The organism is Candidatus Firestonebacteria bacterium RIFOXYD2_FULL_39_29 (genome assembly GCA_001778375.1).
Classification (GTDB): Bacteria; Oederibacteriota; D2-FULL-39-29; order D2-FULL-39-29; family D2-FULL-39-29; genus D2-FULL-39-29.
Map to the genome: position 1 here is coordinate 1 of MFGV01000041.1, position 12,632 is coordinate 12,632.

General features: G+C 39.1%; 10 protein-coding genes. 7 read left to right on the forward strand and 3 right to left on the reverse strand.

The window, feature by feature from the left end; genetic code table 11:
• The first annotated feature begins 157 nt into the window (after positions 1-157).
• From A2536_09865 to A2536_09875, 3 genes are read left to right on the forward strand one after another with little or no spacing between them, the layout of a single operon-like run.
• Positions 158-946, forward strand: a complete 789-nt coding sequence (locus A2536_09865) for a hypothetical protein (GenBank protein ID OGF46594.1) — start codon at positions 158-160, stop codon at positions 944-946.
• Positions 947-992: 46 nt separating this feature from the next.
• On the forward strand, positions 993-2,144 hold the full coding sequence (locus A2536_09870) for an N-acetylglucosamine-6-phosphate deacetylase (GenBank protein ID OGF46595.1): 1,152 nt from the start codon (positions 993-995) through the stop codon (positions 2,142-2,144).
• The gene (locus A2536_09875; GenBank protein OGF46596.1) at positions 2,128-4,875 is read left to right on the forward strand and encodes a hypothetical protein; all 2,748 of its coding nucleotides are present in this window, start codon (positions 2,128-2,130) and stop codon (positions 4,873-4,875) included. The genes A2536_09870 and A2536_09875 overlap by 17 nt, the downstream gene beginning before the upstream one ends.
• 303 nt (positions 4,876-5,178) lie before the next feature.
• Here the strand turns inward: A2536_09875 and A2536_09880 are convergent, their stop codons facing one another.
• Positions 5,179-6,726 carry a hypothetical protein gene (locus A2536_09880; GenBank protein ID OGF46597.1) on the reverse strand — a complete coding sequence of 516 codons (1,548 nt, stop codon included), beginning with the start codon at positions 6,724-6,726 and terminating at the stop codon, positions 5,179-5,181.
• A complete protein-coding gene (locus A2536_09885) occupies positions 6,723-7,625 on the reverse strand; it encodes a hypothetical protein (protein OGF46598.1) in 903 nt (300 codons plus the stop codon). The genes A2536_09880 and A2536_09885 overlap by 4 nt, the downstream gene beginning before the upstream one ends.
• A 206-nt stretch (positions 7,626-7,831) precedes the next feature.
• Between A2536_09885 and A2536_09890 the strand changes: the two genes are divergently transcribed.
• The 3 genes from A2536_09890 to A2536_09900 all read left to right on the forward strand — a co-directional run bounded on the left by A2536_09890 (position 7,832) and on the right by A2536_09900 (position 9,500).
• Positions 7,832-8,041, forward strand: a complete 210-nt coding sequence (locus A2536_09890; GenBank protein OGF46599.1) for a 2-oxoisovalerate dehydrogenase — start codon at positions 7,832-7,834, stop codon at positions 8,039-8,041.
• Positions 8,038-8,283 carry a hypothetical protein gene (locus A2536_09895; protein OGF46600.1) on the forward strand — a complete coding sequence of 82 codons (246 nt, stop codon included), beginning with the start codon at positions 8,038-8,040 and terminating at the stop codon, positions 8,281-8,283. The genes A2536_09890 and A2536_09895 overlap by 4 nt, the downstream gene beginning before the upstream one ends.
• 83 nt (positions 8,284-8,366) lie before the next feature.
• Positions 8,367-9,500 carry a hypothetical protein gene (locus A2536_09900; GenBank protein OGF46601.1) on the forward strand — a complete coding sequence of 378 codons (1,134 nt, stop codon included), beginning with the start codon at positions 8,367-8,369 and terminating at the stop codon, positions 9,498-9,500.
• A gap of 316 nt (positions 9,501-9,816) precedes the next feature.
• On the opposite strand, the gene A2536_09905 is transcribed toward A2536_09900, so the two are convergent.
• A complete protein-coding gene (locus tag A2536_09905) occupies positions 9,817-11,106 on the reverse strand; it encodes a hypothetical protein (GenBank protein OGF46602.1) in 1,290 nt (429 codons plus the stop codon).
• Between the two features lie 132 nt (positions 11,107-11,238).
• On the opposite strand from A2536_09905, the gene A2536_09910 reads away from it, so the two are divergent.
• On the forward strand, positions 11,239-12,597 hold the full coding sequence (locus A2536_09910) for a beta-glucosidase (GenBank protein ID OGF46637.1): 1,359 nt from the start codon (positions 11,239-11,241) through the stop codon (positions 12,595-12,597).
• The last annotated feature ends 35 nt before the right edge of the window (positions 12,598-12,632 follow it).

Here is a 12,632-nt window from a genome sequence, read left to right on the forward strand (position 1 = left end):
AGAATTTTAGAGGTAAAAGTTCAGATTTTTCAAGAAAGGAGGTTTTGTAACCAAGGATGCTCGCTACTTCTCAAACACAACATTTGACATTAACTCTAGGGGAAGTGAATATGCCCATCATGGAGAATATGCAAAAGCAATAGCGGATACTAATAAAATGATAGAGCTAAACCCAAAAGATCCGGATGCCTATGGTCAGCTTGCGTATATAAATTCAAAAATGGGTGATTATGATCTGGCAATTGAAAATTGTAATAAAGCGATAGAATTGGGAGATGATGATGAGTATTCTTATGGCAACCGTGGTAATGCGTATTTGATAAAAGGAAAATATGATTTTGCAATAGCGGATTTCGATAAGGCAATTTCTAAGGGACCCTCCTCTTTTTCGGAGAATGGTAAAGGTGAACTTTATTACATAAGGGGAGAGTTTGATCTGGCAGTAAAACAATTTGATAAAACTCTTAAAATAAAAAAAAGCTCATATCCATATCTGAACAAGATATTGATCTGCAAAGAGACAAATAAGGAAGCGGATATTAAGGAAATAGCTGAGGCTGCGGAGAAATATCTCAAGCAGGAGATAGAGAAAAACAAAGAAGAGAGCAGTAATTATTCGTTTTTGGCGGAGATAAATTGCGAGGCGGGAATAAAACTGGATGAATCTCTGCAAATGGCAGAGAAGGCGGTGGAGCTGGAAGCAAACGGCAATAATTATTATGCCCTGGGTCTTTGCCGGTACAAGAAGGGTGATGTAAAAAAAGCAATAGAATGTCTGAAAAAAGCAATAAAACTGAAGCATATGAACACCTGGTTCTTATACCGGCTGGGCTGTTACTATAAAGAAAGCGGAAATAAGATTAAAGCAAAGGAAATCTGGATGGAGGGTTTAAAGATCAACCCCGTTCACAGATTAATTAAAGCGGAATTAGAGAAATTGAAATGAAATCCTTTGAACTTGCGATTGTTGTATTTGCCGGGAGAAAAAACAAATGAGAGATATTTTACTTAAGAACTGTTATGTTTTTGCGCCTGAAATAATACCGGGAAAAAAAGATATTCTGGTTAAAGATGGCAGGATTAAGTGTATTTCCGGAAAAATAAAGGCAAAAGGAATTCCTGTCCTTGACTGCCGGGGGAAGATTGCTGTTCCGGGATTTATTGATGTCCATGTTCAAGGTGCTGGAGGGGTTGATATATTTGACGGGACACTGCTTGCTTTTAAAAAAATATCGAAAGCACTTGCTTCTTCAGGTACAACATCTTATCTTGCCACTACAGCATTGACTCCGGATACAAAACAAGAACATTTGAGGGCAATCGCGGATTTTTTGAAATATTCTAATAATGAAGGTGCGGAAATGCTGGGGACTCATCTTGAGGGGCCGTTTATTAATATCAAAAAGAAAGGTATGATTCGATCTGACGGAATTATGCGCCCTTCTAATAAAATAATGGAAATAATTGAAGAGGCTTCGGAAGGCACGCTAAAAATGATGACTATTGCTCCTGAGTTAAGAGGGGCTCTTTCTCTTATAAAAAGGCTTAAAAAATCAGGGGTTGTGGCTTCTGCCGGGCATACTATGGCTTCGTATGAAGAAGCAAAAGCCGGAATCAAGGCAGGAATTAGTCATGCCACGCACCTTTTTAATGCAATGCCGTCCTTGCATCACAGGGCGCCGGGTGTGCTAGGGGCTATTGCTGAGGATAAAAATGTAACAGTGCAGGTTATAGCTGACGGCATACATCTTCATCCTTCGGTGCTTAGACTGATTTACAAAATATTCGGTGCGGACAGGATATGTCTTATTACCGACGGACTCTCTTCCCTCGGTCTGGGCGATGGTGAATACATCTATCACGGTATAAAATATAAAAACATCAAGGGAACCTGCTACTATTACAATGGTACTCTGGTGGGAACCGCGCTTCCTCTCAATCTGGCGGCAAAAAGAATGATGGATTATACAGGTGCTGCTTTTGAAGAAATAGTGAGTATGCTGAGTACCGTACCTGCGAAGGTTCTTGGAAAAAAGAATAAAGGCCGGATAAGCACGGGCAAAGATGCCGATATTGCAATTGTTGACGGAAAATTCAATGTTTACACGGTGATAGTTGAGGGAAAAATTGCTTTTAAAAAATAGTATGATAAAAATATATGTTTGTCCTTTTTCGCTGCATAAAGGTAAGACTCCTTCTGAGGAAGTTCTAAAAAGACTCAAAATCGAAGAGCCCGGTAAAAGTATTCTGTATATCTCGCCTTCCGGCAGGAAAGCCGAGGAAGTAAAGAGCAGTTTTACCGCGGAATGTAAAACCTGGGGTTTTTACTCTCTTGACAGATTCGTTAATAAAGTCCTGGCCGGTATAAGCACGGGAAGATATGTTGATGATAAATTAAAGCTTATCCTTGTGACTGAGATACTTTCCTCTGACGAAAAACATGCTTCTCTTTTTAATAAATCCCCCGGAACAGTGAATGTGCTTGTAGAGCTGATCACGGATCTGAAAAATTACGGTTTTGGCGCAAACACTGCGGAGTTAAAAATGAAACTCCGAACGCTGCTTAATACTTACGACAGAGTAGTCGAAAGGGCTGTTTTCGCCGTTGATATACTGGAAAAATATCAGAAAACGATAAAAAAACTCGGGTTTACGGATGATGTCGACAGGTTGTCTCTGGCGGGTGAGTTTCTCGGAAAAAATAAAACAGGATATGATATACTGGTTCTGGACGGTTTTTTTGATGTCACAATAAAGCAAAAAGAATTCTTTTCTTCGCTTATTAAAAGCAGTGAGCAAACAATTTTACTTCATTATCAGGAAGAAGATATTGAAGAAATAAGAGGAGTAAAGAGCGATTTTCTTGAGTTTGCGAAAACCCTTGGTGAAACTGCCGTGATCAAAATTAAAAGAGGGAGTGAACTGCGTAATTTATCAGGTCAAAAAGTAAACAAAGCTCTTTCTATGGAAGCGGAAGTAAACGGTATTGCCCGCCGTATTCTTGAGCTGAAAAAAAACAAAAGTGAATACCGTGATATTCTGGTGACTTTTCCTTCGATGTTTACTTATATTCACTATGTCGAGAGGATATTTCCAAAATATAAAATTCCGTTTTCCACCTCTGTGGACAGACCGTATCTTTCGTTGCCCCAGCTTATACCGGTCTCTTTACTGTTAAAATGTGTATTAGAAGAACTTCCCAGAAGAATGATGGTTGATCTGATGAACTCTCCGCGTTTACATGGCTTTAGTCGTGTCTCCGGAGAAATGATATCTCATGCTTCAAGAAAAGCGGGAATTACCGGAGGGATTGCTCAATGGAAAGAACTGGCGGAAAGGCTAAAAAATGAAGAACCTGATTACTTTGAAAAAAACGAGAAAAATATAAACACATTAGCGCGGGATATAGAAAAAGTATTTCTTTCTCTTTCAGTGCTTAATAAGCCTCTAAATTTGCTCGAATTTACGAAAGAAATGAAAAAGGCGCTTGTTCTATTTGAGTATTTCATTGAGGAAAAAGAGATAAAAGAAGGTTTTGATGAACTTCTGAACGGTATGGAAAAAATGCTTAAAGTATTTAAAGGAAAGAAGAATAAGCCGGAGGAAAATGCGCAGTTGTTTTTGAATATACTCTCAAAAGCGTATCATAAAGAAGAAAATGCAGATCCTGACGCTGTCAGAGTCCTTGGAGTTCTTGATACACGCGGACTTTTTTCGGAGCATTTATTCTTTGGAGGTCTTTCTGACGGAGAGTTTCCGTTAAAACCAAAGCAGGAAATGATCATCCCCGATAAAACAAGAAAAGAGCTGGGGCTTGTGCATTTTTTAAGAAGAATAGAGCTTCAACGCCTTCATTTTTACAGGCTTATACAATCTCCAAGAACAGGTCTCTATCTCTCCTATCCCGTTCAGAAAGATGATAAACTTGTTATTGCTTCTAATTTTCTTCCGGAAGCAATTAAGGCTCCTGCTGAAATAATCGGGGTGTTGCCGGTGACTAATGAAGAGCTTCAAATTGAAGAGGGGAGAAAAGAAGGGATTAGCGGCTTTTTCTTTGAGCCGGCGGAATTGACGGACAAAATAAAGACGGAAAAATACATTCGGACAGTTTTTTCCGGAAATATGGAGATTAGTGTTACGGCGATTGATCGGTATTTGGATTGTCCGTTTATCTTCTATCTGGAAAAAATTCTGGGACTAGAGATCCTTTTGGAACCGAAATTTGAGATAGAGAGCGCAAAGATAGGAACAGTTCTTCACAATGTTATGGAGGGTGCTTTTGTTACAGGAATTAAGAATCATGCCCTGCTTAAAGAAAAAATTACTTCTTCCGTTGAAACGGAATTAAAAATAACGGCTTTGCATGAATTCTGGAAGGAACATATCAGAAAACGTGTAGATACTCTTTTAAAGCGGATTTTAAAACAGGAACAGATAATATTAGAGGAGTATCCGGTTGTTTACTCTGTAGAAAAAAAGGGACGCTTTAAGCTTGAAAATATAGAAGCTACGGTAAAAGGAAGGATAGACCGGGTGGACTGCAATGATAAGGAATTTATAATCATAGATTATAAGTCCGGCAGCGGTGCTAAAACGTATTTTGACAAAACAGTCAAAGGTGAGAGTATACAACTTCCATTATATGCAAGAATGGTAGCATTGGAAGGTTCCCGTTTACCGGGCGGACTATGCGTTTATGATTTAAAAGAAGGTAAAGTCAGGTTTGTTAAGAAGGATAAAGTGAGCGAACTTTACGAGTCAGCGTTTCATACCGCAGAGAAAGCAGTCCAATCAATATTGAATGGAGATTTTCCGAAAAAAATATCGAATACGTGCTACTTCTGTCCGTATGAATCGGTTTGCAAGAAGTCATAAAAAGACGTTACTCACGTTGCACACATCAAAACTCGTCCGTAAAAGTCTTTAAAAGTCTATAACGTCTATAAATGTAAAAGCCTGAAAGTGGTTTTCTTTTATATATTTCAATGATTTTACTTTTATGGACATTTAAAGACGTTATGGACTTTTATGACGTTATGCCAAAGAAAATCCCGAGCAGCCTGTCCGCCAATCTTTTAGGCGGATGAGCTCGTGGAATGAATTTGGCATGAATAATTAAAAATCTCCTATCGTCGAAACTCTGTGCGTAAGCTCGAGAGGTTCATAGACTGGTTTTTTTTACCTTCTTATCTCATAAGAAATCAGGTTTTCATAGAGAGGAAGTTTTTTATTTTTTATCGGTTTATTTGTGAAGAAAACCAGCTCTCCGTATCGTACTATTATCTCAGCCGGCTTGCCGAGTTTGCTGAAGCTCTCCATGTAGGTCAGGCCGTAGATCTGTTCTTTGGCTTTAACCAGCTTTAGCATCTCTTCTTTTTCCGTTATCGGGTAGTTTGCGGATCTGTCAGAATAGAATATCAAAGGGAGCTGAACAGCAAAGTATTCTTCTGTTTGATACGTCAGGATTCTCTGGCCTTCCGGTACGATCTCTTTAACAAAGGGAGCAATTGCTTTTATATCCGCGTTTCTATTCCAGTCCAATCTTACCGGAGTGAAAAGTATTATGCCGGAAAGAATAGCTCCTGCTCCAAATAAAGAAACAAGTGCTATAGATCTTGCTTTTTCACTTTTAAGAATATAATTATTTGTAAATAAAGAAGCCATTACAGCAAAAGCGGGGAAGACGGGCATAATATACCAAATTTTTCTTGCGTTTGAAAGTGAAAGAATTATTAGAGTTAGAGTTACGTGAATTATCAGTATAATTGAGCCCTTGTCTTTTTCTTTTATCCATTTTGTAATCATAAGAATAAAACCTGCCAGGGCGAGAAAAATCCAGGGTTGATAAAATTTGAAAATAGCGGCGGCGTAAGAAGTATAACTCCAAAAGTCCTGCTTTCCCGCATTTTCCTTGAGCGAGCGGTCAAAAATAATATAGCCAAAATGAACCCTGAAAAACTCTAATCCGCTTGTTTTATAACTGTAAAAATACCAGATAGAAGGAAGGGCAAGAGCAATTACTGCCGCAAAAGTAAGATTAAAGGAAAAACGCCTGGTAAAACCCTTATTAAAGAGAGTATGAAAAGCTGCAGTAAGCAGAGGAAAAACTCCAAGTAAATTCTTGGTTAGTATTGCAATACCCGTTGAAACGCCGAAAAGCAGAAAGTAAAGAGCGTTTTTATTGTCAGTTGTTTTTCCCTCTTCTTTTACAGCTTTGACAAAGAAAAAGAGGGAGAGAATTACAAAAAATGTAAGAGTGACATCCAGCATTGCATGCCTTGCGTATTTTGTAAATATCTGGGTGGTAAGTAAAATTACGGAAGAAAAAATACCGACCCGGTGGTTATAAAGCAGGCGTCCAAGAAAATAGATAAGTATTATTGTTAAAACCCCGAAGAAGGCAGAGTGAAATCTGGCGGAAAATTCCGAAATTCCGAATGTCTTAAACATAAAAGCCATAGACCAGAGACAGACCGGATCATTTTCATGCAGAGGCTTACCCTGATAGTGCATCGTAAGCCAATCCCCGGTTTGAAGTATCTCTTTTGCCTGCTGTGCGTAGTAACAGTCGTCGAGAGATGCCAGCCCGCCCGCTCCAAGTTTTGCAAAAAGAACAATAACCGCAAAAACAGCAATTATAGCAAGTTGAATCCGCTCGTTTTTAAAAATGGAGATGAAGTAATCAATGGAATCCAAAAGCTTTGTAATCGGTGGAATCTTTTTCACCTGTCGAGGACGTATTTTTGGAGGTTTTCGAACTTATCAAAAGGTTTTTTATCCGTGGAAACCTTGCCGAATTTCTTGACTATCTTTGATTCTTCCGGTGTCGGTTCCAGCAGATAACTTGAAGGTGTGAATTGTTCCAGCACGTGTCCTCTCTTTTTTAAAGCTTTGAGGTTCTTAATTATTCTTGCATGAGAGAGCGGTTCTTTTGAGGCCATTCTATAGGTCCAGCCCATGGCAAAACAAGGCATATCAATACGCGCGGTAAAGATATGGGGGAAAACACTGTTTACCGTCTTATATATAGTAGCGAAGGACTCAGGGAAGAGGACGAAATTATCCGTATGAATGGACAGTATTCCTCCCTTGTTCATTCTGTTCACACATATATTGTAGAATTCTTTTGTATAAAGCATCTTTGAGGGTCCGTGCGGTTCGGTTAAATCTATTATCATCACATCAAATTTTTCTTTGGTATTTTCGAGGTAAGCTCTGGCATCCTGATATACTATCTCTATTCTTTTATCTTTTACAACTTTTTGTATAACAGGATAGTATTTAATGCAGAAATCAACGACTCCTTTATCAATTTCAACCATCAGGATTCTTTCAAGTCCTTTAAATTTAATGGCTTCTTCCAGGGCAAAGCAGTCTCCGCCGCCTACTATACATATAGATTTCGCGTTTTTATGAGCAAGAACCGGCGCAGAAACAAGATATTGGTGGTAACGGTTTTCGTCTCTTTCTGAGATTTGTATCTTTCCATCCAAAAATAATAAAGTTCCAAAAGTCTTGTTCTTAAACAACTGCATTGATTGAAAAGGTGTTTTCCCCTTCCAGAGCGCCTTTCCTTTATAGATATGTCCGAATTCGTTTGTGGTCCATTCCTGTTTGTTTTGCATGTCTTTCTCCTGTTAAGTTTAAGTATAAAGTACTAGGAGAGATTATACAGATAGAAGATAAATATTTCAATTTAAATATATCACATTAAATGTGAAATCCGAAACCAGCAACCGGTTTCAAAATTCAAAATTAGCACTGTTTGACAAGGATATTCCTATTTGTTATAATACCAGTAAAGATAGTGAACAGCAGCAAGGAGATACAGATGGGTAAAGAAATCATTTTCATAGTAGAGGATTCTCAAGAAGGCGGATACGAGGCAAGAGCTCTCGGTTTCTCTATTTTTACACAAGCTGAGACTATGGTTGAGTTAAGAGAGTCTGTTAAAGATGCCGTAAGATGTCATTTTGATGCAAAAGAAATACCGAGCATTATACGGTTGCATATGGTAAAGGATGAGGTTTTGACGGCGTGAAAATTCCACGGGATTTAGGTGCCGGCGAACTCATTAAGCTCTTGAGGAAAAAGTACGGATACGAAATAACTCACCAGACCGGAAGTCACATCAGGTTAACAACAACTCAAAAAGGTGAACACAGTATAACCATTCCAAATCACAATTATCTTAAAATAGGGACCTTAAATAGTATCCTGACAGATTTGGCAGTTCATATGGAACGGGAAAAACAGGTTCTAATAAAGGAACTGTTTGAGTAAAAACAGGAAGTGTTGTAATCTCATCGAAAGATCCGCCCAACATAATTGGCGGAAGTGGAATCTTTTTTGAGGAGGAGTAAATTATGGCGATCTTAATAAAAGAGGCGAATAGCGCGTCGGAAGTAAAGGATTTTATAGATTTTCCGTTTGAACTCTACAAGGACAATCCTTACTGGATTCCCAATTTAAAGAGCGAGTACAGGAAGATGCTTGATGTCAATATCTATCCTTTCTGGCAGCATGCCAAGAGAAAACTCTTCCTTGCATATAAAGACAATAAACTGGCGGGACGAATTGCGGCTATCACTGATGATATGCACAATAAAGTGCATGAAGAAAAAGCCGGATTTTTCGGATATTTTGAATGCATAAATGATCAGGAAACAGCCAACGCACTTTTTGATGCGGCGAAGGCCTGGCTTAAAGAACAGGGTGCTTCCTATATGCGCGGTCCCGCGTCGCCTTCCTCCAATGATGAATACGGATTTCTCCTTGAAGGTTTTAAGTTTGAGCCTGTTATCATGATGCCTTATAATTTTAAATATTACCTTAAACTCTCGGAAAACTACGGCATGAAAAAAGTAAAAGATCTCTATGCTCTTATGAAAAGCAAATATACCGGAGTTCCCGAAAGAATTGAAAAGATGATGGAAAGGGTGAAGAAGACTTCGCAGTTTAACCTTAGACCTTTTGATATTAAAAATAAGGAAAGAGACGTACAGATAATAAAAGATGTTTATAATCAGGCGTGGGAGAAGAACTGGGGCTTTGTGCCGATGACCGAAGCCGAAATGGATTGCGCGGCGGAAGGCATGCTGCAGTTTATGGATCCGGAAATTGTTATTATTGCCGAGACTAAAGACGGGAATAAGCCTGCCGGTATCGCGATAACTTTACCTAACCTCAATGAAGTATTAGCGCATCTCAAAGGCGCTGACGGAATAATGGGTATGGGTATCTGGGGACTTATGAAATTCTTATGGTATAAACCTAAAATCAAAGGCTGCCGTGCCCTTATCGGCGGTTGTTTGAAAGAGTACAGAAAGACCGGGCTTATTGCAGAAATATTTTACGAGACTGCTGTACGGGCCAACGGAAGATATGAATGGTGTGAGATGAGCTGGAACCTTGAAGATAATGATATGGTAAATAAATTTGACACCGATATCGGCGGGTTTTTGTATAAGAAGTATAGACTTTATCAAATAGATATTTGATAAAGAGGGTTCTAGGCTCTGGGCTCTAGGTGCTGGGAAAAGCATAAAGTAAAAGTAGGGGGACTGTCCTTTTTTTGTCGTTAGATCTCGACACAGAATGGCGGAGGACTGTACCCCGGGTAGAAAACAAGTAATTCTTCTTTTGTCATTTTTAACGTCATTTGAAATCCAGTAGCTTGATTTTTAAAACAAAGACGCTGGATCCCGTGTCTTAGCACGGGATGACAAGAACTCGCTTTTCGACTTCTCCCTAAAATAAATATCCTTCAAAGATTTTAGACCTTACAAACTTTAAAAACTTTATGAACCTTATAAACTATTCCCGATTATATGCCATAAACTCGGGAATAGTTTTGATTGGATGATAATGCATCTTATTCGCCCTAAGCGTCTCTATTCCTTCGTCGCCCATTGTGTTGAAATATTTATATTTTGAGAACTCTCCCGCCATCTTCATGAAAATATACTGGCTTGCGCCTTTTATATCGTGGTCGGCAACTTCGAACATCACACAGAAGGTCTCTTTGCCGAGAGGCGTGCCGAAGGTGTAGGCGGCAACTTTGTTTTTTACGAGAAGCACCCTGCCTTCCAAACCCAGGCTTTCATGTCCTAAAAGAGCCCGCTTGTGGGCTTTGTCTATATTCTTCAGTAAGAATTGTTCATTATCTGTTGCGGACTTTTTCTTTTTCTCTTCGAGCCATTTGAATAAAAGATCGGCGCAGCCGTTCAGATGTTTTGCGGAGTAATTAACAAAGGTGTAGTCATTTTCTTTTTTAAAAGTATTTATAAGCCATCTGATATGTTTATATTTATCCCCGCAAAGCATTTCCAGGTCTTTCCGCTTGTAAATATACTCTTCGTCTTTTTTGGTTATCCTGAAACCCTCTTTCTCCAGCTCTTCAGCTGTGTCTTTGGGGATATTCTCTATCCTTGACTCAGTCCTGCCTTTATTCTGAATATCCATCAGCTCAAAGCATCTTTCAAATACCGCCGGCTTGACGTTTTTTGCAGAAAGAGGAGGGACAGGCATGAACGTATTATCCGTGTCTCTTGCGAAGACGCAAAGCGAACCGTCTATTATTTTCCAGGAGAATTTAAGGAAATCCTCCCAGGAAAAATGATAAGCAAAAGAAAAAGCAGACAAGTTTGAATCTTTCGGTAAAAAAGATTTGAAGAATAACAAATCTGATACCATTATTGGGTTTAAAATATCAGTAGCCGCTCCGGTTTTCACAAGGAATTTAAGAGGTATAAAAGTCTCTTCCCATTCAATAGGGTTCTCTGCTTTTATTTTTGTGTTTAGTATTAATTTGTTTTTATTGAACTCTTTAGCCGCGGGACAGAGCTCGTCCAGAACGAGCATGATGTTTTCTTTGTCTATGCTTTTTGCCGTTGCAAAAGGGTATATCCTGCAGTCTAAAGGACGCTTGGAATATTTCAGGCATTTTCCCGTCTTTAGATCAAATGCCTCGCAGATAAACATTTCTTTGTGCTTTTTTAGATCAAACCCGGTAGGTTTTAGATTCGGTTTTTCTTCCGGAAAGCGGCAGCATATATCGCATTTTGAACAAAGCTCTTGCTTCGTAAGTCTAATCAGTTTTTCCATATACTATATTTATCATATTGAGAGAGTATATTCAACGTGATATAATTTGATATATTACACGAATACTTTTGTCTTACCTGGAGGCGTCATATGGAATTTCAACCTGGAACGGTAAATAGAAGCGGTAAGTTAATGAAAAAGGGCGCAAAAGTATTGAAATTTCCGAAAGGTTTTCTCTGGGGCGCGGCGTGTTCTTCCTTTCAGGCAGAGGGGGCATGGAAAGAGGATGGGAAAAGCGAGTCAATCTGGGATGTCTTCTCAAAAAAACCGGGTATTGTAAAGGGCGGGTCTGATGCAAAAATAGCGATAGACCATTACCATCGTTATAAATCGGATATTAAGATAATGGCTGATTTAGGCTTCAAGGTTTACAGGCTTTCAACTTCCTGGTCAAGGATAGTCCCCGGAGGAACCGGAAAAGTTAACGAAAAGGGGTTGGATTTCTATGACAGGTATATTGATGAGCTTTTAAAATACGGCATAAAGCCGTTCGTGAACCTTTATCACTGGGATATGCCTAATGTGCAGGAACAAAAAGGCGGATTCAGGAATAAAGAAACAGCTCACGCATTCGCGAAATATTCTGTTGCGGTTGTGAAAAGACTTGGAGACCGCGTTAAAAATTGGACTACCTTTAACGAAATAAAACATATTTGGGAGGGATGTTACAACAGCGACTGGAACGCTCCCGGCCTTCATCTTTCCGAAAAAATTAATAACCAGGTGCTTCATAATACTCATCTGGCTCATGGTCTTGCTGTAAATGCAATGAGGGCTTATTCTACAAACGATATAAATATAGGCCTTGTTCATGCGATGTGGATAAGGATGCCAAGAGACCCTGAGAACAAAAAAGATCTGCGGGCTGCTGAGAAATGTTTTCTGGATAAAAACAGCCGGCTTTTGGATCCGATATACAAAGGTGAATATCCTGATTGTATGTGGAAGAAAGGGGCCGAGCCGGGAATAAACAAAGAGGAGATGAAAATAATTTCTACGCCTCTGGAATTTTTCGGGCTTAATGTATACGGCGGTTGTGACGTGAAATATAATTCCAAAAATAAGTCCGGCTGGGAAGAGATACTTTTTGATCCGGATACTCCAGTTACTGCTATGAACTGGGGCGTTACACCCAAAGCAATGTATTGGGGAATCAAGCATATTTGGGATAATTATAATATTAAGAAATTGTATATCTCGGAGAATGGTGCGTCTTATACCGACACTATAACACACGACGGAAGAATTCATGACACTGATAGAATTAACTTCCTTAACCAATATATGTCTGAGATGCACAGAGCAATTAAGGATGGTTACAAAGTTGACGGTTATTTTCTCTGGTCACTTTTTGATAACTTTGAATGGGCTCAGGGGTATACGCAGAGGTTTGGTTGTGTTTATGTGGATTATCCGACCCAGAAAAGAATCTGGAAAGACAGTGCGTACTGGTACAAGTCGGTTATGAAAAGCAATGGGATAAGGATCTGAAATTATTATTTAGCCGATCAATAGATAGAATAAGA